Source organism: Comamonas koreensis (genome assembly GCF_014076495.1).
Classification (GTDB): Bacteria; Pseudomonadota; Gammaproteobacteria; order Burkholderiales; family Burkholderiaceae_C; genus Comamonas; species Comamonas squillarum.
Genome location: NZ_CP043575.1, coordinates 1,078,103 through 1,097,965 on the forward strand (window position 1 = coordinate 1,078,103; position 19,863 = coordinate 1,097,965).

The window sequence follows — 19,863 nt, forward strand, 5'->3', positions numbered from 1 at the left end:
TTTGACGCTTGGGGCGCATGGGGCGTGCCGCTACCGCAGGAGAATCAACACCATGGGATTGTGGCAAAAACTGTTTGGCTGGCTGAGCCCCTCTGCGCCAACGGCTGCCCCCGCTGAAACCCCGACCCCGCACCCCGCCGCAGCGGCAGGCGGTACGCCGCAGGAGCCTGCGCGCGGCACGCGTGAGCCGGCCTTTGACCCGGCGGCCGAGCTGGCTGCGCCCTTGGTCGGCATGCCCAGCGCTGGCGATGTGCCCGCAGCACCCGCTGCCCATCTAGCAGCCGAGGCAGCGCCCAGCCCGCAGGCCGATCTGTTCGAGGCCGCAGCGGCCCGTGAAGCCGAAGTCCCTCCGTCCATTGCCGATCCCGCACTGCGCGAGGCGCTGTCCGCCTATGCCGGCATGGCCTGGGACCGCCAACTCGATTTTGCCGAGAGGGTGGGTGACCGCCCCTGGTCGGCCGATACGGCCCAGGGCCTGATCGCCTTTGGCGATGACCTGCGTTTTCGCATGCAGGTGCTGGGCTCCTACTCCTTCCAATCAGGCACCTGGCTGTGGATCTGGGCCCATACCCAGGCCGAGGTGGCGCCCGCCTTTACCGAAGTGGCACGCCAGCTGCAAGGCTTTGGCGCGGCCAAGAACCTGGCGCTGTTCACCGAGCCGCGCACCGCGCTGCGCCAGGAAGACCTGCATGTGATCGGCCTGATTGCCGCTGGCGCCGACAACAGCGCTGGCTACTACCTGGGCAACTATGGCGAGGGCATCTTGCTGGCGCTGATCGATCCCGACCATGGCCTGCCCACGACCGCGCCCCAGCCCGAACGTGTGCCGACCGTCGTGTCGCAACTGATCAGCGATTTCGAGCTGGACCACCGTGTGCTGCTGCAGCACTACCTGCCGGCCAAGGGCTTCAGCGTGCAGGAGACGGGCTCGCGCATCACCGGCCAGCATGGCCCACACCGCATCGTTGCCGATCTGGACGGCCAGGGCCGTATCAGTGCGATCTCCGGCAGCCTGGGCCCTGCCGTCTGATCGATCAGAAGCGGTAGTCCAGTGTCTTGCCGGGCGTACCGGCTGGCCCCACCTCGACACCCTGGTCGATCGTCTTGCCGCCATCGGCGCTGGCCTTGACTGTGTAGCGACCGCTGTCCAGGCGCAGCAGGCAGACGGGCCCCTGGGCCTGGAACTGCGCCACTTCCTGCCCCTTGCCATCGGCAATCACCACCTGGATCTTTGCGAGGTAGTCGCCCGACTTGGTCGCAAACAGCAGCGACAGCGGGTAGTCCTTCATCGCCGCACGCATCGCGGTCGATTCATCAATGCCAATGCCGCCGCAGACATACTGCACATCACCTGCTTTTTGCAGCGCGGGGTGCTGCGCATGGGCCGCAGTAGCCGACAGCAGCGCGGCGCAGAGCACGGCGGCACTCAGGGTGGGGGTGTGGTTCTTCAAGGCAGTCCTTTGCAGTCATGGATCTGCCTTGACTGTGCCTGGGCGTTGCTGTACCGCCTGTCAGCGAAGGGCGGACATGGCGGTACGCCTGCAGCGGCTTAAAAGCGTGGCAAATCTGGATGGGACAGCTTACCCGCGCGCACCAGCATCTTGCCGTACTCGGCGCAGCGGTTCAGGGTCGGGATCACCTTGCCGGGATTCAGCGAGCCCTGCGGGTCAAATGCGGCTTTCAAGGCCAGCATCTGCGCGTTCTCCTCGGCCGAGAACTGCACGCACATGCTGTTGAGCTTTTCCACGCCCACGCCATGCTCGCCGGTGACGGTGCCGCCCATGGCAACGCTGGTCTCCAGAATGTCGGCGCCAAACAGCTCGCAGCGGTGCAGCTGGTCGGGGTCGTTGGCATCGAACAGGATGAGCGGGTGCAGGTTGCCGTCGCCGGCATGGAAGACATTGGCGCAGCGCAGCTGGTACTTTTTCTCCATCTGCTGGATGGCGAGCAGGATATCGGCCAGGCGCTTGCGCGGAATGGTCGAGTCCATGCACATATAGTCCGGGCTCATGCGGCCGCTGGCGGGGAAGGCGTTCTTGCGGCCGCTCCAAAAGCGCAGCCGCTCTTCTTCGTCCTGGCTGATGCTGATGGCGGTGGCGCCTGCGGCGCGCAGCACCTGGCTCATATGGGCGACCTCTTCGGCCACCTCTTCGGGCGTGCCGTCGCTCTCGCACAGCAAGATGGCTTCGGCGCTGAGGTCATAGCCGGCATGCACAAAGTCCTCGACGGCAGCAGTCATTGGCTTGTCCATCATCTCCAGCCCGGCCGGGATGATGCCGGCGGCAATCACGGCGGCCACCGCATCGCCCGCCTTGCGCACATCGTCAAAGCTGGCCATGATGCAGCGCGCCAGCTGCGGCTTGGGAATGAGCTTGACCGTCACCTCGGTGGCCACGGCCAGCATGCCCTCGCTGCCGATCACCGCGGCCAGCAGGTCGTAACCCGGCACATCCAGCGCCTGGCTGCCAAACTCGATGGGCTCGCCCTCGACGGTGAAGCCCTTGATCTGCAGCACGTTGTGCACCGTGAGCCCGTATTTGAGGCAGTGCACACCGCCGGAGTTCTCGGCAATATTGCCGCCAATGGTGCAGGCAATCTGGCTCGATGGATCAGGCGCGTAATAGAGGCCGTAGGGTGCCGCAGCATCGCTGATGGCCAGGTTGCGCACGCCGCATTGCACCACCGCCGTGCAGGCGGCCGGGTCGATGTGCAGGATCTGGTTGAAGCGCGCCATCGACAGGGTCACGCCCAGCGCAATCGGCAGTGCACTGCCGGACAGGCCGGTGCCTGCGCCGCGCGCCACCACGGGCACCTGCAGCGCATGGCAGGCGTGCAGCACCGCCTGCACCTGGGCATAGGTCTCGGGCAGCGCTACTACCAGCGGGCGCTGGCGGTAGGCCGTCAGGCCATCGCATTCATAGGGTGTGGTGTCCTCGTCGTGCCACAGCAGGCAGTCGTCGGGCAGCAGCTTGCGCAGGGCGGCCACGACTTCGCGCTGGCGTTCTGCGCGCTCGGTCAAGGCCGCTGGGGGGGTGGAGAGGTCAACCTGGCTCATGCCCACACTGTAGCAAGTTGCGGGCAGCGTGCCGGTCACCGGGGCAACCGCCTGCCGGCAGCGCCCCGGGGGGGCATCAGCGAAAGATGACCGTCTTGTGGCCGTTCATCAGCACGCGGTACTCGCTGTGCCACTTCACTGCGCGGGCCAGCACCTGGCTCTCGGTGTCCTGGCCGCGGGCGGTCAGGTCTTCGACGGTGTCGGTGTGGTAGGCGCGGGCCACATCCTGCTCGATGATCGGGCCTTCGTCGAGGTCGGCCGTCACATAGTGGGCGGTGGCGCCAATCAGCTTCACGCCCCGGTCATGGGCCTGGTAGTAGGGCTTGGCACCCTTGAAGCTGGGCAGGAAGCTGTGGTGGATATTGATCGCACGGCCCGACAGCTTGCTGCACAGGTCGTTGGAGAGCACCTGCATGTAGCGCGCCAGCACGACCAGCTCGGCGCCTTCGGCCTCGATGATCTCGAACTGCTTGGCCTCGGCCTGGGCCTTGGTCGCCGCCGTCACCGGGATGTGGTGGAAGGGGATGTTGTAGCTGGCCGCCAGCTGGTAGAAATCGCGGTGGTTGCTGACGATGGCGCGGATGTCGATCGGCAGCAGGCCTTCCTTCCAGCGGAACAGCAGGTCGTTCAAGCAATGGCCCTGGCGGCTGACCATGATGACGGTCTTGATTTTTTCATCGGCCGCATGCAGGCGCCAGTGCATCTCAAAAGGCTTTGCAAAGGCATCCAGGTCTTCGCGCAGCTGGCTGGCAGCGCCGGTGCTGGCAAAGCGCACGCGCATGAAAAACAGGCCAGTGGCCGGGTCGTTGAACTGGGCGGCTTCTTCAATATTGCTGCCGTGCTCCAGCAGGAATCCGGATACCGCGTGGACCAGCCCCCGGCGATCAGGGCACGAGAGAGTGAGGATGTAAGCGTTGGTCATAACCTGCCATTGTCGCAGCGTTGGCCCGGGATTCTCGGTAAAACCCTCGCCCAATGGGATGGATGCGGATCGCCCGAGCCCGCATTCAGACCATGGCAGGGATTTTTGCCGAGGATCCCTTGGGGAGTTCCCCAGTCGGGATTTGGTTTTATACCCTGGTAAAACGAGGTTCCGACTTTGTAAATAAACGTCAAGATTATAAATTTATTGTTCTGTCATCCTGTGGTCATCTGGGCAAGCAGCTGACCCGGAAAACTGCAGAAAATCAAAGACATCGACCAGAACCCGTGCGGCTTTGAAGAGGATGGTGGATAAGCGCTTCCTCGCTTTCCAGGCGTTGGCAGCACGGCATTTCCGCAATCAGTCCAAGCGGGTATGCAGCCACACCACAAGGGTGGTTTCGTGGTTTTCATGTTCGGCAATTGGGGGTAGATTGGCAGTTGGTCTCCAACCCCAAGTGAGTTTGGATTGGCCTATCGATTTCACCAAACTGCCGCCCTGACCGTGGGCATGCCCGAGCGCCATGTCCCGCTGCATGGGGCCGGGGTGCGGGTCGTCTGGCGCCAGTGCTGCCCCAGGGGCGGCCATCGCCGTGATCTGCGGGCACACGACCGATTTTTTGAGGATTTAACAGATGAAACGCGACACCATCACCCCGTCTCCCCAGGCCCTGGCTGCCCAGGCACCCCAGGCCATCAGCCTGGATGTGCTCAAGGAGAAGTACTTCAAGGGTGATGAGTCCAGCATCGAAGACCTGTACAGCCGCGTCGCACGCGCGCTCGCGGCGGTGGAAAAGCCCGAGCTGCAGGCCGAATGGGAAGCCAGGTTCTACGCCAACCTGCATGCCGGCGCCATTGGCGCGGGCCGCATCATGTCGGCCGCCGGTACCGACATCCAGGCCACCTTGATCAACTGCTTTGTGCAGCCGGTGGGCGACTGTATCCAGGGCTTTGACGACGAAGGCTACCCCGGCATTTACGAGGCGCTGCGCGAAGCGGCGGAGACCATGCGGCGCGGCGGCGGTGTGGGCTATGACTTCTCGCGCATCCGCCCCCGGGGCGCCGAGGTCAAGGGTACGGCCTCGATGGCCTCGGGCCCTTGCAGCTATATCAATGTGTTTGACCAGAGCTGCTCGACGGTGGAATCGGCCGGCGCACGCCGGGGCGCGCAAATGGGCGTGCTGCGCATCGACCACCCCGATGTGATGGAGTTCATCACCGCCAAGCGCACGCCGGGCCGCTGGAACAACTTCAATGTGTCGGTGGGTGTGCCCGATGCCTTCATGCAGGCGGTGGTGGACGATGCCGACTGGCAGCTGGTGCACAGCGGCAAGCCCAATGCCAAGCTGCGCGCCGAAGGCGCGGTGCTGCGGGATGACGGCCAGTGGGTCTACAAGACGGTGCGTGCCCGGGCGATGTGGGACACGATCATGACCTCGACCTATGATTTTGCCGAGCCGGGCATTTTGTTCCTCGACCACATCAACGACGACAACAACCTGCGCTACTGCGAGCGCATTGCCGCCACCAACCCCTGCGGCGAGCAGCCGCTGCCGTCCTACGGCTGCTGCGACCTGGGCCCCATCATCCTGACCCGCTTTGTGCGCAACCCCTTTGGCTTTGGCGGCCTGCCGAGCTTTGATTTCGACAGCTTCGAGCAGGTCGTGGCCACCCAGGTGCGTGCGCTGGACAATGTGCTGGATGCCACCTTCTGGCCGCTTGAGCAGCAGCGCGAGGAGTCGGCCGCCAAGCGCCGCATTGGTGTGGGCTTTACCGGTATGGGCAATACCTTGACGATGCTGACCCTGCGCTACTCCGACCAGGAAGGCCGTGACATGGCCAAACGCATTGCCGAATGCATGCGCGATGCCTCCTACCGCGCCTCGGTCGGCCTGGCCAAAGAGAAGGGTGCCTTCCCCAAGTTCGATGCCAAGGGCTATCTGGCCAAGGGCACCTTTGCCAGCCGCCTGCCCCAGGACATCCAGGACGACATCCAAAAACACGGCATCCGCAACAGCCACCTGCTGTCGATTGCGCCCACCGGCACCGTCTCGCTGGCCTTTGCCGACAATGCCTCCAATGGCATCGAGCCAGCCTTCTCCTGGACCTACACGCGCAACAAGCGCGAGGCCGATGGAAGCAAGAGCCAGTACCAGGTCGAGGACCACAGCTGGCGCCTGTACCGCGAGCTGGGCGGTGATGTGGAGCAGCTGCCTGCCTACTTTGTCTCGGCGCTGGAGATGTCGGCCACCGAGCACCTGGCGATGATGGAAACCGTGCAGCCCTATGTGGATACCGCCATCTCCAAGACGGTGAACATCCCTGCCGACTATCCCTACGAGGACTTCAAGAACCTGTACCTGCAGGCCTGGCGCGCCAATCTGAAGGGCCTGGCCACCTACCGCCCCAACAGCATTCTGGGTGCGGTGCTGGAGACCACGCCGGCCGCCAAGCCCGAGGCCCCAGCCGCCGAGAAGGCCCCGGCAGCGGCGGTCGTGGACCCGATGAAGCTGGTGATCGAGCGCCGCCCCGAGGGCGAGCTCAGCGCCGTGGCCGACAAGGTCGAGTACTGGACGCAGGAAGGCCAGCAGCGCCTCTACATCATCGTCTCCTTCCTGCCGGTGCCCAGCGCCGACGGCAAGAGCATGGTGGACCGCGCGGTGGAGTTCTTCATGCCGGTGGGCCAGAGCGGCGAGTCGCAGCAGTGGATTACCTCCAGCATGCGCCTGCTGTCGCTGGCCGCGCGCGGTGGTTTCCTCGAGCGTGCGTTGGCCGACATGCGCAAGGTCGCCTGGGACCGGGGCCCCGTGCGCCTGGGTACCTACCAGCGCGCCGATGGCACCCATGTGCCGATGTGGCATGACTCGGAAGTGTCCGCCATCGCCTACGCGGTGCAGCAAATCCTGGAGCGCCGCCGCCAGCAGAACCTGCCAGGTATCAGCCACTCCACCCTGACCCCGGCCGTGCCCGCCCCCGTGGTGAGCCAGGCGATGCAGACCATGGCTGGGAAAAAGTGCAACGAATGCGGCGCCCATGCGGTGATCCGCAAAGATGGCTGCGAGTACTGCACCTCCTGTGGTGCAGTGGGTGCCTGCGGCTAAGCCTGAAGCAGGGGCTGAACCTGGCGCCTTGCCCCCTAACGAAGAACGCCCGTGTCGCAAGACCGGGCGTTGGTGTTTTCAGGCTGCTTTGAACAGGTTCTCAGACGGGCATCAGCGCTGCGGCACCTTGGGCAGGAAGATGGCGACCATGCCCAAGAGCGGCAGGTAGGCGGCCATCGCGTAGACCTGTTCGATACCGCTGCGGTCGGCGATAACGCCCAGCACGGCGGCGCCCAGGCCGCCCATGCCAAAGGCCAGGCCAAAGAACAGGCCCGAGACCATGCCGATCTTGCCGGGAATCAGCTCCTGCGCGTAGACCAGGATGGCCGAGAACGCGGAAGACAGCACCAGGCCGATGATGATGGTGAGCACCACCGTCCAGGCCAGGCTGGCGTGAGGCAGGATCAGCGCGAACGGCGCCACACCCAGGATCGAGGCCCAGATCACGGGCTTGCGGCCGATGCGGTCGCCAATCGGGCCGCCCACCACCGTGCCCACGGCGGAGGCCAGCAAAAAGACAAACAGCAGCAGCTGCGCGTTTTGCACGCCCACGCCAAAGTGCGCCATCAGGTAGAAGGTGTAGTAGCTCGAGAGGCTGGCGATGTAGAAGTATTTGGAGAAGATCAGTACCAGCAGTACGCCCACGGCGCCCAGCACCTGCGAGCGCGGCAGGCCATTGGCCACCGGGGTGCGCGCGCCTTTGGCCGCGCGGTGCTGCACGGCGTACCAGCGGCTCACCCAGGCCAGCAGCGCAATGCCGCCGAGCGCCGCCAGGCCAAACCAGGCAATGCTGCGCTGGCCAAAAGGCACGATCACCGCTGCGGCCAGCAGCGGGCCTAGCGCCGTGCCGGTGTTGCCACCCACCTGGAACAGCGACTGCGCCATGCCATGCTTGCCGCCCGAAGCCATGCGGGCCACGCGCGAGGATTCGGGGTGGAAGATCGACGAGCCCGTGCCTACCAGGGCGGCGGCTACCAGCACCGTGCTGTAGTTGGGCGCAAAGGCCAGCAGCAGCAGACCGCCCAAGGTAAAGCACATGCCCAGCGGCAGCGAATAGGGCGTGCTGCGCTTGTCGGTGTAGAGGCCCACCAGCGGCTGCAGCAGCGAGGCGGTGACCTGGTAGACCAGGGTGATAAAGCCGATCTGGCTGAAGCTGAGCTGGAAGTTGCCTTGCAAGATGGGGTAGAGCGCCAGGATCAGCGACTGCATCATGTCGTTGACCATGTGGGCGGTGCTGATGGCACCTAGCACGCCAAAGGCGGTGCGGGGCGGGGCAGCTTGGCGCTGGGCGGGATGGGCGGCGAGGGAGGAGTTCATGGCGGCATGGGCCTGTGCGGTTCAAGACAAAGCCGCCATGCTAGGGCCGGGCCATTTGCCTGTCTTGCGCATTTTGGGCTAAAGTCTTCGCAAAACGGACATTTGATGCCTTACTACTTCCAGACGCTGGAGGAGATGGAGCGCAGCCCTGTGCCCATCGCCTGCCATGCCACCGATTACGCGCCGGGCAGCAGCACCGGCACGCACCGCCACCCTTTCCACCACCAGCTCATCCATGCGGTGCATGGCGTGATGCTGGTCGCCTCCGACGGCGGCCAGTGGATCGTGCCGCCCACGCGTGGCATCTGGATGCCGGCGGGTACCGAGCACCAGGTGCGCCATATCGGCGAGGTGCGCATGCGCAGCCTGTTTGTGCGCCCCCATGCCGCGCCCGGTCTGGCCGAACAGGCGCAGGTCGTGGGCATCTCGCCGCTGCTGCGCGAGCTGATTCGCGCGGCGATGCAGATCGACATCCCTTACGCGCCCGATTCACGCGATGGCCGCTTGATGCGGCTGCTGCTCGACGAGCTGCAGGCGCTGCCGGTGCTGCCGATGCACCTGCCCAGCCCGGCCGACCCGCGGCTGCAGCGCATCTGCGGGCATATCCAGCGCAAGCCCGACGATCAGGCCACCTTGGCTGATTGGGCGCGTTTTTTCGAGGTGGACCCCAAGACCTTGCAGCGCCTCTTTCTGCGCGACACCGGCATGGGCTTTGCCCGCTGGCGCCAGCAGGCGCGGCTGCTGCAGGCGCTGGAGCGGCTGGCACAGGGCCAGAAGGTGATCGATGTGGCGCTGGCGCTGGGCTATGACAGCCCGGGCGCCTTTGCCACCATGTTCAAGCGCCAGTTCGGCCAGACGCCGTCGGGGTTCTTCCGCTGATCAGGCGCCAGGTGCAGGATGCTGCGCAAACACCTCCTTGGCCACAAACAGGCCATTGAGCGCGGCCGGAAACCCGGCATAGACGGCCATCTGCATGATGATCTCCACCACCTCCTGCTGGCTGCAACCCACATTCAGTGCCGCCTGGATATGCACCTTCAGCTGCGGTGCCGCATGGCCCATCGCGGTGAGGGCGGCCACCGTGGCTATCTCGCGGCTTTTGAGGTCCAGCCCCGGGCGGCTGTAGATGTCGCCAAAGGGGAATTCGATCAGGTAATCCGCAAAGTCAGGCGCGATACCGGCCAGGCTGGCCACCACCTGTTCGCCGGCATGGCCATCTATCTCGCGCAGCTTGTCCAGGCCACGTTGGTAGCGGGAGGTTTCAGCCATGGTTCGGGTCCTTCTTTGGAGCGGCGTTTTTGCGGGGCGGCGCAGAGTCCGCGCTTTCCAGCGCCTGGTAGTGGGCAATCTTGTCTTGCAGCGCCTGGGCGGCTTGCTGCATCGCGGTGATTTCGGCCTGCACCTCGGCCAGGTGCGTTTGCAGCATGGCGCGCCGCGCTGGCACGGTGGCATCGCCGGTGCTGCGCAACTGGGCGAACAGGCGCATCTTCTGGATGGGCATGCGGGTGGTGCGCAGGCGGGTCAGAAAGGCGAGCCAGGCCAGGTCTGCTGCGGCATAGCGGCGTTGGCCGCCGGCTGCACGCGCTACGGCGGCAATCAGGCCAATGCGTTCGTAATAGCGCAAGGTGTGGGCGCTCAGCCCGGTGCGTTGCGATGCTTCTTCAATGCTGAGGGGTGGTTCCATGCAGGCATTGTCGAAGTTAGAGCGCACTCTAAGTCAAGCGTCGCCGCCGCTTTTGGGCAAAAAAAACTGTTTGCGCCTGGAGGGTACGCAAACAGCGGGGATGGGGGGCGAGAGGTGCGGCGTTTAGTGCACGATCACCGGTTGCTGGGCCAGGCCGGTATAGCGGTCCAGTGTGGCCTCGACTTCTTCTTCCGTCGGCGCATTGGCTTGCCAGGCCTGGATTTGCTGGTGGAACATTTCTGCCCAGGCACCATCGAGGTACAGCTCCTTGCCGCTGCGCTTGTCCACAATCTCAAAACCCTGACGCTGCAGATGGCGCAGCGGCTCGGTAACGGTGGGGTTGGTGACGGAAGCACCATCGTTGGACAGGGGCAGCTCTGGCGTCAGGTGCAACACCACAAAAGAGTCCGAGTCGTAAATCATTTGCATGATGTTCCTCCTTGTGAAGTGCAGGTGGTGGCAGTTTGCGGATTTGCAAGTCTGCGTCCACATGTCCGTTGTAGCAGGTTTTGATGGCATTCCTGGCAATTGGCGCCCTTTTTACGGCCAAACGTCGCAAATCAGGGACGTATCGCGCAGGCTTTGTCGTACAAAGCCGCGCAGCGCGGCGGTTCAAGGCGGGCTGTCCACCGTTGCCGCCTGCAGTTGCAGATCGGCAAAATCGCCATTGGACTGGGACAGGCGGATGCGCACCGGCAGGTACTGCAGCGACGGGGCCAGCCACAGGTGGGCCGTTTGGTCCTGGCCCTTGCGCGGCTGGCGCGTCAGGCGCAAGCTGGGGGTGGGCCCGGCGGGCAGATCCAGCGTTTCGGGGCCGTCGACGACAAAGGTCCAGACCTCGGCGCTGCGCGCGCTGGTCACGTTGATCGCCACCGTGCTGCCCGGCGCATAGCGCTCGGGGTTGGCCGCCACCATGCTCGAGAGCTGCAAAAAGATCGACAGCCGGTCTTGTACGCCAGCGCTCACGGCCTGGGGCTCGTCGCCGTCGCTGTAGCGGATACGGGCTGCCGGGGCATCGAGCTCGGCGCTGCGCTCTTTGCGCGCCTTGTCGACAAAACGCTGGGGCGCCAGGCCATGGGGCGTAATCAGCCCGCTGCTGGTCTGGCTGCGGCTGCCCATCAAAAAGGCCGACACCTCCTGCTCGGCCTGGTAGCGCTGGCCATCGGACTTGAACGTCAGCTGCGCCTTGGCCGAATACTGGAAGCCCTTGGCCGAGCCCTTGGCCTGGAACTGTAGCCGCGCCGAGGGCGGCAGCTTGATCGCTGGCAGCGGGCCGGCATAGCCGGGGCTGCCAATGCCTATCGCGGGCGCGGGTTCGCTGGCGCTAGCACTGGGCGCCTCCGTCTCGGCCTTGGCCTCCGAGGTGGATGGGCTGGCATCGCCCTGGTCTGCAACGGCATGGAGCGGCTGCAGATCGGCCGCAGAGCCGGGGATGGGCTCCGGCATGGGCGCGGGGCTCGCTTCGCCGGATGCGAGCAGTTGGTCCAGAGCCGAAGGGGCAGCGGGTGCCGCGTCGGCTTCTGTGGTGGGCGCTGCCTCCGAGGTGGCTGGTTTTTCGGTGGACGCTTCCCGGAACTTGGGGCCCACACTCGCGCGGCTGGCGGGCGCCTGTTCTGGCGGCGCTTTTTGGACCTGGGGCCGGGGGGCGGCAGGCGCCGCTTGCGCCACGCTGGGCCTGGAGGCCGGCGTGGGTGCAGGCGGCACGGCAGCCGGGGGCGGTGGGGCTATTTGGCGCACCTCAAAGCGCAGCTCCTTGGGGGTGCTGCCGGTGATGCGCGCCTTTCTCAGCGCCTCCTGCACCCCGGGCCAGGCCAGCAGCAGCCCATGGGCGGCCAGCACGGCAAAAGTCAGCAGGATGAGGGGGCGTTGGCGCATGAGACGCCCAGTGTAGTGCCTGCTGCGCAGGCCCACAGGGCAGCTGGATTAGGTTGGCTGCAGGGCCTGACCGCCTGGTTCAGTGCCGCTGTAACCCAGCGCGTGCGAGAGCTGGGCGGCGATGGTCTGCAGGCCCTGGGCGATCGCGCCTTGGGGGGCGGGGTCGAATGTGGCCTGCGTGCCCAGGCTGGTGATGCCCAGCACCAACTGGCCGCGCGCATCGAAGACAGGCGCACACAGTGCGACCACGCTGGGCAGCAGGGTGTCGACCACGCAGGCGGTGCCCTGGCTGCGCACCTGGGCGAACAGCTGGTGCGCGGCGGCGGCGGTCTGGGGCAGGTCGCTGCGCCCGGCCAGGCGCGCCTGGGCCAGCTCGCGCTCCAGGGCGGCTTCGGTCCGTGCGGCGGGCAGCCAGGCGCCAAAGCAGCGCCCGGTAGCCGATGAGAGCAGCGGCATCACATCGCCCAGGCGCAGGTGGCCGGTGGTGCCGTGGGGCGGCTCCTCCCAGTGCACGATGGTGGCGCCATGGTTGCCCCAGACGGCCAGCGCCACCGTGTGGCCCAGGCGGTCGAGCCAATCGGGCATGCGCTCGCGCGCCAGCCGCACCGCATCGCTGCGGCGCAGTGCCGCCAGCCCCAGCTGCAAGGCCATCGGGCCCAGGTCGTAGCGCGAGGTGGCCGCCTCCTGCTTGACCAGGCCGCTGCGCTGGTAGCTCACCAGATAACGGTGGGCCTTGGCTGCCGGCATCGCAGCGGCCTGCGCCAGGTCTTTGAGTGCCAGCGGCCCACGGGCCTCCACCAGCGCCTGCAACAGCGCAAATCCCACCTCGACTGACTGAATGCCTGCACGATCCTTGTCCATGGCGGTAGTTTAAGGTATTCTAAAAAAAAGGAATGCATTTTACTAATCGTAATTTGGCGGCATAAAGCATGGCCATCGGCATGTGCAAGGGCTGCGCCAAGCACCCAGCCCGGGGGCAATCTGGCACGATAGAGGCATGTTTGACTGTGAGACACCGGTATGAAGCTTGCAAGCTATAAAGACGGATCGCGCGACGGCCAGCTGGTCGTCGTCTCGCGCGACCTGCGCACGGCCCATTACGCCTCCGGAATTGCGCACCGCCTCCAGCAGGTGCTCGACGACTGGTATTTCTACGCCCCCCAGCTGCAGGATCTGTACGACACGCTCAATGCTGACCGCGCGCGCCACAGTTTTGATTTCAACCCCGCCCAGTGCATGGCACCGCTGCCGCGCGCCTACCAGTGGCTCTGCGGCGCCGCCTACCTGAGCCATGTGGCCTTGCTGCGCCAGGCGCCGGGCGAGGATTTGCCCGCTGCGCTGAAGACCGATCCCTTGGTCCACCAAGGCGCGGGCGACGCCTTCATCGGCCCCTGCGACGACATCGTCGTGGCCAGCGAGGCCATGGGCATTGATTTCTCGGCCGAGCTGGCCGTCATCACCGGCGATGTGAAGCAAGACAGCAGCCCCGAAGATGCGCTCGACAGCGTGCGCCTGCTGATGCTGGCCAACCCGGTGAGCCTGCGCCAGCTGCAGGCGGCCGAGCAGGACAAGGGCGCGGGCCTGGTGCAGAGCAAGCCAGTGACGGCCTTCAGCCCGGTGGCCATCACCCCCGATGAACTGGGCGACGCCTGGCGCGGCGGCAAGGTGCACCTGGCCTTGCAGACCAGCTGGAACGGCCGCAAGGTCGGCATGTGCGATGCGGGCCCGGAGATGGATTTTCACTTTGGCCAGCTGATCGCCCATGCCGCCAAGACGCGCCACCTGCGCGCCGGCACCGTGCTGGGCAGCGGCACCGTCAGCAACAGCGGCGCCGAAAAGCACGGCCGCATGGACTGGCCCAAGGGCTACGGCTGCATTGCCGAAAAGCGCAGCATGGAAGTGCTGCAAAAAAGCAAGAGCACCACCGGCTTCATGCAGTTTGGCGACACGGTGCGCATCGAGATGAAGGGCAAGGACGGCCACAGCCTGTTTGGCGCGATTGACCAGAACGTGGCCTCGCTCTACCAGACGCAGGCCGATGCCGTGGCCGAGCCGGAGGCCGCTGCATGACGGCCAGGCTGCATGCATGCCTGCGGCGGACGCAGCCGCTGCGGCGCCGTGCATGCAGCCCTGCGGGCCGCAGGGCGGCGCTACTCGGGCAGGCTGGTCTGGCGCGCGTGCTGCAGCAGGCGGTCGAGCAGCACACTGAGCTGCTCGCGCTCGTCGATCGTCAGCGCCGAGAGAATCTCTTCATTGCGGCGGGCGATGACCACCATCACTTTTTCCCAGCATTCGCAGCCCTTGGGCGTGAGGCTGAGCACCACGCCGCGTCCATCGACTTCGCTGGCTTGCTTGAGCACCAGGCCCTGCTCGACCAGTGCCTGGGTGGAGCGGCTGGCCTGGGCCTTGTTCAGGTTGGCGCGCATCGCCAGGTCATTGACCGACAGGGGATGGAACGCGCCAATGGCTGCCAGGCAGCGGGCCTCGCTGATAGGAATGCCCACCTCTTCCTCGTACACCATCTGGGTGGTGCGGTCGGTGACTTTGGCCAGTGCATGCAGGCGGTGGGTATAGGTACGGTCCAGCGGCGTGTTCAACGCGTCTCCTTGGTTTTGTATCAATGCTGGCTGGGAAAACAGCTACCGCGACTATGTCACGGAGCCCCGCTTTGCGGAAGCGCCCAGGGCACGCCCACGTCCAGTATTTTCCCTAGGGATTCCTAGTGATCGCTTCACCGCCAGGTCTGCACGGCCGGCACACCCGCCCCAACAACGACTGAAAGGAGACATGCATGCGCAGTTTGAACGCCGAGCCCCGGCACTATATGACAGGTTTTGCCAACGAATGGGCGACCGAGGCCGAGCCGGGCGCGCTGCCTGTGGGGCGCAATTCGCCACAGGTCGCGCCGCTGGGCCTGTATGCCGAGCAGCTGTCGGGCACGGCCTTTACTGCGCCGCGCCACAGCAACCGCCGCAGCTGGCTCTACCGCATCCGCCCCGGCGCCATGCATGAGCCCTTTGCGCCGCTGGCCCTGCCGCGCTGGCAAAGCCATGTCACTGGCGGCTTTGACGAGGTGCCCACGCCGCCCAACCAGCTGCGTTGGGATCCGCTGCCACTGCCCGATGCGCCCTGCGATTTTCTGCAGGGCATCGTCAGCATGGCCGGCAATGCCGCCTGCGGCATCCATCTGTATGCGGCCAACCGCAGCATGGAGGGGCGCTACTTCTACAACGCCGATGGCGAGCTGCTGATCGTGCCCCAGCAAGGGCGGCTGCAGATTGCCACCGAGCTGGGAACCTTGGAGGTGGAGCCGCAAGAGATCTGCGTGGTTCCCCGGGGGGTGCGTTTTGCCGTCACCCTGCTCGACGGTACGGCGCGCGGCTATATCTGCGAGAACTACGGCGAGCTGCTCAAGCTGCCCGACCTGGGCGTGATCGGCTCCAACGGCCTGGCCAACCCGCGTGATTTCCAGACGCCGGTCGCCGCCTACGAGGACAAGGAGGGCGACTTCGAGCTGGTGGCCAAGCTGCGCGGCCACTTCTGGTCGGCGCACATCGGCCACTCGCCCCTCGATGTGGTGGCCTGGCATGGCAACTACGCGCCCTACAAATACGATTTGCGCCGCTTCAACACGATCGGCTCGATCAGCTACGACCACCCCGATCCGTCGATCTTTCTGGTGCTGCAATCGCCCACCGCGCTGCCCGGCGTGGATGCGCTGGACTTTGTCATCTTCCCGCCGCGCGTGCTGGTGGCGCAGGACACCTTCCGTCCGCCCTGGTTCCACCGCAATTTCGCCAGCGAGTTCATGGGCCTGATCGAGGGCGCCTACGACGCCAAGGCCGAGGGCTTTGTGCCCGGCGGCGCCTCCTTGCACAACTGCATGAGCGGCCACGGGCCCGATGCCGATACCTTCGACAAAGCCAGCCAGGCCGACACGCACAAGCCGCACTACATCGACAACACGATGGCCTTTATGTTCGAGACCCCGGCCGTTATCCAGCCCACCGCCTACGCGCTGGAGACGGTGCAGCTGCAGCATGAGTACTACCGCTGCTGGCAAGGGCTGCAAAAGCATTTCAAGCCCCAGCGCAAAGCCTGAGGCGATTCCCCCACTTGGAGACATCAAGCATGACCCTGCTCAACGAAACCCATGACCCCGCGCTGCAAAGCTGGGTTCCTAGCGCCCAGGCCGCTGGCAGCGATTTTCCGCTGCAGAACCTGCCCTTTGCCAGCTTTCGCCGCCAAGGCAGCCAAGAGGCCTGGCGCGGCGGCGTCGCCATTGGCGACCAGATTGTCGACCTGCAGGCGCTGGCCGCCAGCGGCAGTCTGACGGGTGATGCGCAGCGCGCCGCCGAGGCGGGTGCGCAGGCTTCGCTCAACGCCTTGATGGCGCTGGGCCCCCAGGCCTGGAGCGCACTGCGCCTGGCGCTGTCGCGCGGCCTGCGCGTGGGCGCGGCCGAGCAGGCGCAGTGGCAGGGCTTCCTGGTGCCGCAAGCGCAGGCCGAGTACAACCTGCCCGCGCGGATTGGCGACTACACCGACTTCTACACCTCCATCCACCACGCGACCAATATCGGCAAGCAGTTCCGCCCGGACAACCCCTTGCTGCCCAACTACCAGTGGGTGCCCATTGGCTACCATGGCCGCTCGTCGAGCATCGTGGTCTCGGGCACGCCGTTCAAGCGCCCGGTGGGCCAGACCAAGGCGCCCGATGCCGCGGTGCCGACGGTCAAGGCCAGCGCGCGCATGGACATCGAGCTGGAAATGGGCATCTTCATGGGCCAAGCCAATGCGCTGGGCGAGCCCGTCAGCATCGGCGAGGCCGAGGACCATGTGTTTGGCCTGTGCCTGCTCAATGACTGGTCGGCGCGCGACATCCAGCCCTGGGAATACCAACCGCTGGGCCCGTTTCTGTCGAAGAACTTTGCCTCGACCCTCTCGCCCTGGGTGGTGACCCTGGAGGCGCTGGCCCCCTACCGCGTCGCCTTTGCGCGCCCCGAAGGCGATCCGCAGCCGCTGCCCTATATGGACAGCGCCCACAACCGCGATGCCGGCGCTTTCGACATCGCGCTGGCCGTGGACCTGCAGACGTCCAAGATGCGCGCCGCCGGCCAGCCAGCGGTGCAGATCACCCAGTCCAACTACCGCCATGCCTACTGGACCGTGGCGCAGCTGGTCGCCCACCACACCGTCAACGGCTGCAACCTGCAGCCCGGTGACCTGCTGGGCACCGGCACCTTGTCCGGCCCGAGCCTGGACCAGGCCGCCGCGCTGATCGAGCTGACCGTGGGCGGCAAGCAGCCGCTGACCCTCCCCAATGGCGAGACCCGCACCTGGCTGGAAGACGGCGACGCCGTGATGCTGCGCGGCTGGTGCGAACGGCCCGGTGCTGCCCGCATCGGATTTGGCCCTTGCGAAGGCCAGATGCTGCCGGCGCGTACGCTGTAAGCGACAGGTGAGGGGCTGGGGGCAGGTGGACAATGCCATCAGGCCCCGGCGGCGCCCGTAGCCCCGCGCAGCTGAGACAACAAAGATTACTGACAGGAGACAACACCATGCCCACCCCTTTTTCCCTGCGCCAGCTACTGGCTGCCGCCGCGCTGGCCTTGCCCGCTCTTGGCCATGCCGCCTACCCCGAGCGTCCCATTGAATGGGTCGTGCCCTATGCGGCAGGCGGCGGCTCCGATGTGGTCGCCCGCGTGGTGGCCGAGCCAATGGCCAAGGCCCTGGGCCAGTCGATCATCATCCTCAATAAGCCTGGCGCGGCCACCAACATTGGTGCCGATTACGCCGCCCGTGCCAAGCCCGATGGTTACACCTTGCTGACGGGCGACACCGGCACCTTGGCGGCCAATGCCTACCTGTACCAAAAGCTCAGTTACAGCGCTGAGAAGGACTTTGCGGCGGTGGGCATGCTGGTGCGCTTTCCGCTGATCCTCGTCGTCAACCCCAAGCTGCCGATCAAGAACCTGGCCGAATTCACTGCCTGGGCCAAGGCGCAGCAGGGTGGCGTCAGCTATGCAACGCCCGGCGCCGGCTCGCCCCACCACCTGGCGACCGAGATTTTCAAGGAGCAGGTCAAGCTGAGCCTGGTGCATGTGCCTTACAAGGGCGCGGCGCCTGCGGTGCAGGATGTCCTGGGCGGCCAGGTGCCCTTCATGTTTGTCGACTCGGTCGCCGGCTTCCAGAACATCCAGGCGGGCAAGCTGCGCGCCATCGGCATTGCGACGCCGCAGCGCTCCAAGGTGTTTCCGGACGTGCCTACCCTCGACGAGCAGGGTGTCAAGGGCTTTGAGGCCTATGCCTGGCAGGGCCTGGTCGTCCCCAAGGCTACGCCTGAGGACCGGGTGAACCGCTTGAGCGAGCAGCTTCAGGCCACGTTGAAGGACCCGGCCGTCGTCAAGCGCCTCGAAGACATGGGACTGGAAGTGACGCCGACGAGCCGCAGCGAGATGGACAAATTCCTCGTGTCCGAGCGTAACAAACTCGGCCCCGTGATAAAAACCAACAATATTCAATTAGATTAGTTAAAAATTGTCGAATTGCGTTAAAATCGAAGCGCCAGTTGGTTAACCATTCGGGTTAAAAAAGTTAAGTCACCAAGCGCGATGTCCTAGACATCGCGCTTTTTTTGTGCCTGCGCTCTCAAAGAACCCTCGGCTGACACCTTCGCGATAGGGCGCCTGCCCGTGCTGGCGCATGTTCGGCCGTGTTTTTTCTTTGTTGGAAACCCACCCATGGCTGTAGCGCACCCCCAGATTCTGGCGTTTGACGTATTTGGCACCGTGGTGGACTGGCACGGCAGCATCGCGCGCGAAATGGCCGCCCGCTACCCCCAGGTGGATGGCGATGCCTTTGCACTGGCCTGGCGCAAGGGCTACCAGCCCGCGATGGACCTGGTGCGCCAGGGCCAGCTGGGCTGGACGCGCATGGATGCGCTGCACCGCCGCATTCTGGACGGCATCCTGCCGCAGTTTGGGCTGGGCGACATGCCCGAGGCCGAGCGTGCCGACCTGAACCGGGTCTGGCACCGGCTGGCGCCCTGGCCGGATGCCGTTGCCGGCCTGCAGCGGCTCAAAAGCCGCTTTGTCATTACGCCGCTGTCCAACGGCAATATTGCCTTGCTCACCCACATGGCCAAAAACGCCGGGCTGCCTTGGGATTGCGTGTTGTCGGCCGAAGTGTTTCAGGCTTACAAGCCCGATCCCCGGGCTTATCTGGGTGTGGCGGATGTTTTTGGGGTGGAGGCTGCTTCCGTGATGCTGGTCGCTGCGCATCACAGTGATTTGGCGGCGGCGCGTCAGTGTGGGTTGCAGACGGCTTATGTTGAACGGCCGCTGGAGTATGGAGCCAACCAGCCCAAAGATGTGACCCCCCAACCCGACAACACCTACCACTGTCGTGATTTGTTGGATCTGGCGGATCAGTTGGGGTGTTGAGTTCTTGTGCTGTTTTGGAGTTTGGACTGTTAATCGTGCGGGGGCGCCGATATAGGGCCTGATCCTTCGTTGCGCAGGCTTGCCGTACAGACGTACTGTCTGCGCCTGCGACGCCTCGTCTCAAGCCCTATCTCGGCGTTGGGGTGGTGGGGTTGGGCGTTGCGCTTGCTTCTTGAGCCCGCTCCGGCGGACTGTTTCATTTCATCTGATGCTTGGGCTGGCGCTGTTCTGAGTTTTTGAGTTTTGGGCTGTTAGTCCTGCGGAGGCGCCGATATAGGGCCTGATCCTTCGTTGCGCAGGCTTGCCGTACAGGCGTACTGTCTGCGCCTGCGACGCCTCGTCTCAAGCCCTATCTCGGCGTTGGGGTGGTGGCGTGGGCGCTGCGCTTGCTTCTTGGGCCCGCTCCGGCATACCGGGGCGGGTGTGCAGATTTTGGAGTTGGCTGTTGCACATGGGGTGTCGAATGCA

18 protein-coding genes are annotated in these 19,863 nt (G+C 65.3%); 8 read left to right on the forward strand and 10 right to left on the reverse strand.

The genetic code is table 11. The features are described 5' to 3' along the window. Positions 1-52 precede the first annotated feature (52 nt). A complete protein-coding gene (locus F0Q04_RS04855; protein ID WP_182344767.1) occupies positions 53-1,030 on the forward strand; it encodes a DUF6882 domain-containing protein in 978 nt (325 codons plus the stop codon). A gap of 4 nt (positions 1,031-1,034) precedes the next feature. Here the strand turns inward: F0Q04_RS04855 and F0Q04_RS04860 are convergent, their stop codons facing one another. The 3 genes from F0Q04_RS04860 to purU form a co-directional block, all read right to left on the reverse strand. Continuing rightward, on the reverse strand, positions 1,035-1,451 hold the full coding sequence (locus tag F0Q04_RS04860) for a carboxypeptidase regulatory-like domain-containing protein (RefSeq protein ID WP_232539502.1): 417 nt from the start codon (positions 1,449-1,451) through the stop codon (positions 1,035-1,037). A 98-nt stretch (positions 1,452-1,549) separates the two neighbouring features. Then, positions 1,550-3,055 (reverse strand): FAD-linked oxidase C-terminal domain-containing protein, encoded by a 1,506-nt coding sequence (locus F0Q04_RS04865; protein ID WP_182344769.1) that lies wholly within the window; start codon positions 3,053-3,055, stop codon positions 1,550-1,552. A gap of 76 nt (positions 3,056-3,131) precedes the next feature. Continuing rightward, positions 3,132-3,977: a formyltetrahydrofolate deformylase gene (gene purU, locus F0Q04_RS04870; protein WP_116926151.1), complete on the reverse strand. Its 846-nt coding sequence runs from the start codon at positions 3,975-3,977 to the stop codon at positions 3,132-3,134. A gap of 634 nt (positions 3,978-4,611) precedes the next feature. Here purU and F0Q04_RS04875 point away from each other — a divergent pair. Then, entirely contained in the window at positions 4,612-7,077 is a 2,466-nt protein-coding gene (locus F0Q04_RS04875; protein WP_116926152.1) for an adenosylcobalamin-dependent ribonucleoside-diphosphate reductase, read from the forward strand. Between the two features lie 111 nt (positions 7,078-7,188). On the opposite strand, the gene F0Q04_RS04880 is transcribed toward F0Q04_RS04875, so the two are convergent. Next, complete coding sequence (locus F0Q04_RS04880; protein ID WP_116926153.1) at positions 7,189-8,394, reverse strand: MFS transporter; 1,206 nt, start codon at positions 8,392-8,394, stop codon at positions 7,189-7,191. A 105-nt stretch (positions 8,395-8,499) separates the two neighbouring features. On the opposite strand from F0Q04_RS04880, the gene F0Q04_RS04885 reads away from it, so the two are divergent. Continuing rightward, positions 8,500-9,273 carry an AraC family transcriptional regulator gene (locus F0Q04_RS04885; protein WP_116926211.1) on the forward strand — a complete coding sequence of 258 codons (774 nt, stop codon included), beginning with the start codon at positions 8,500-8,502 and terminating at the stop codon, positions 9,271-9,273. Here F0Q04_RS04885 and F0Q04_RS04890 read toward each other — a convergent pair whose 3' ends face one another. From F0Q04_RS04890 to F0Q04_RS04910, 5 genes are all read right to left on the reverse strand, one after another. Then, positions 9,274-9,663: a carboxymuconolactone decarboxylase family protein gene (locus F0Q04_RS04890; protein ID WP_116926154.1), complete on the reverse strand. Its 390-nt coding sequence runs from the start codon at positions 9,661-9,663 to the stop codon at positions 9,274-9,276. Beyond that, positions 9,656-10,078, reverse strand: coding sequence for a MerR family transcriptional regulator (locus F0Q04_RS04895; protein WP_182344771.1), 423 nt, complete (start codon positions 10,076-10,078; stop codon positions 9,656-9,658). Before F0Q04_RS04895 ends, F0Q04_RS04890 begins: the two co-directional genes overlap by 8 nt. A 123-nt stretch (positions 10,079-10,201) precedes the next feature. Continuing rightward, positions 10,202-10,507: a DUF3567 domain-containing protein gene (locus F0Q04_RS04900; protein ID WP_021027590.1), complete on the reverse strand. Its 306-nt coding sequence runs from the start codon at positions 10,505-10,507 to the stop codon at positions 10,202-10,204. Between the two features lie 183 nt (positions 10,508-10,690). Beyond that, the gene (locus F0Q04_RS04905) at positions 10,691-11,953 is read right to left on the reverse strand and encodes a DUF3108 domain-containing protein (protein WP_182344773.1); all 1,263 of its coding nucleotides are present in this window, start codon (positions 11,951-11,953) and stop codon (positions 10,691-10,693) included. Positions 11,954-12,001: 48 nt separating this feature from the next. Continuing rightward, positions 12,002-12,814, reverse strand: a complete 813-nt coding sequence (locus F0Q04_RS04910; protein WP_116926157.1) for an IclR family transcriptional regulator — start codon at positions 12,812-12,814, stop codon at positions 12,002-12,004. 159 nt (positions 12,815-12,973) lie between these two features. Here F0Q04_RS04910 and F0Q04_RS04915 point away from each other — a divergent pair, with 159 nt between their 5' ends. Then, positions 12,974-14,023, forward strand: a complete 1,050-nt coding sequence (locus tag F0Q04_RS04915) for a fumarylacetoacetate hydrolase family protein (RefSeq protein WP_182344775.1) — start codon at positions 12,974-12,976, stop codon at positions 14,021-14,023. Positions 14,024-14,103: 80 nt separating this feature from the next. Here F0Q04_RS04915 and F0Q04_RS04920 read toward each other — a convergent pair whose 3' ends face one another. Continuing rightward, a complete protein-coding gene (locus F0Q04_RS04920) occupies positions 14,104-14,550 on the reverse strand; it encodes a MarR family winged helix-turn-helix transcriptional regulator (protein ID WP_021025643.1) in 447 nt (148 codons plus the stop codon). A 194-nt stretch (positions 14,551-14,744) separates the two neighbouring features. On the opposite strand from F0Q04_RS04920, the gene hmgA reads away from it, so the two are divergent. From hmgA to F0Q04_RS04940, 4 genes are all read left to right on the forward strand, one after another. Continuing rightward, positions 14,745-16,055: a homogentisate 1,2-dioxygenase gene (gene hmgA, locus F0Q04_RS04925; protein ID WP_116926159.1), complete on the forward strand. Its 1,311-nt coding sequence runs from the start codon at positions 14,745-14,747 to the stop codon at positions 16,053-16,055. A gap of 29 nt (positions 16,056-16,084) precedes the next feature. Further along, the gene (fahA, locus tag F0Q04_RS04930; RefSeq protein ID WP_182344777.1) at positions 16,085-17,404 is read left to right on the forward strand and encodes a fumarylacetoacetase; all 1,320 of its coding nucleotides are present in this window, start codon (positions 16,085-16,087) and stop codon (positions 17,402-17,404) included. Between the two features lie 107 nt (positions 17,405-17,511). Continuing rightward, on the forward strand, positions 17,512-18,483 hold the full coding sequence (locus F0Q04_RS04935) for a Bug family tripartite tricarboxylate transporter substrate binding protein (RefSeq protein ID WP_182344779.1): 972 nt from the start codon (positions 17,512-17,514) through the stop codon (positions 18,481-18,483). Positions 18,484-18,693: 210 nt separating this feature from the next. After that, positions 18,694-19,395 carry a haloacid dehalogenase type II gene (locus F0Q04_RS04940; RefSeq protein WP_116926162.1) on the forward strand — a complete coding sequence of 234 codons (702 nt, stop codon included), beginning with the start codon at positions 18,694-18,696 and terminating at the stop codon, positions 19,393-19,395. The last annotated feature ends 468 nt before the right edge of the window (positions 19,396-19,863 follow it).